Consider the following 283-nt stretch of genomic DNA (forward strand, 5'->3'; position numbering starts at 1 on the left):
GCGCCGCCCGGCGGCAGCGCGTCGAAATCGAGCGCGATGCCATGGGCGAGGAGGTTCGCCGCTTGCGCTCCGGCCAGGCGCACGATGCTGAAGCCGTGGCTGAGATCGGTCAGCGTGCCGGATCGGCCGATCGCCTTCTTGAGCTGGTCGGCGATGCCGTCGGTATCGCTCAACAGCATCAGCCGGCCGACGCCGAGCGACACGAGCATGCCATGGGCATTGTCGACGAACATGCCGTTGTCGGGCATCGGCAGCTCGGTCACGTCCGACAACGCATTGGCGA

The 283-nt window shown here is 67.5% G+C and carries 1 pseudogene; it reads right to left on the minus strand.

The window, feature by feature from the left end:
* Nucleotides 1–263, minus strand: a pseudogene (locus CH341_RS32315) (hypothetical protein); the annotation flags it as partial.
* Nucleotides 264–283: the final 20 nt, after the last annotated feature.

The sequence above is a fragment of the Rhodoplanes roseus genome (assembly GCF_003258865.1).
In the GTDB taxonomy this organism is placed as follows: Bacteria; Pseudomonadota; Alphaproteobacteria; order Rhizobiales; family Xanthobacteraceae; genus Rhodoplanes; species Rhodoplanes roseus.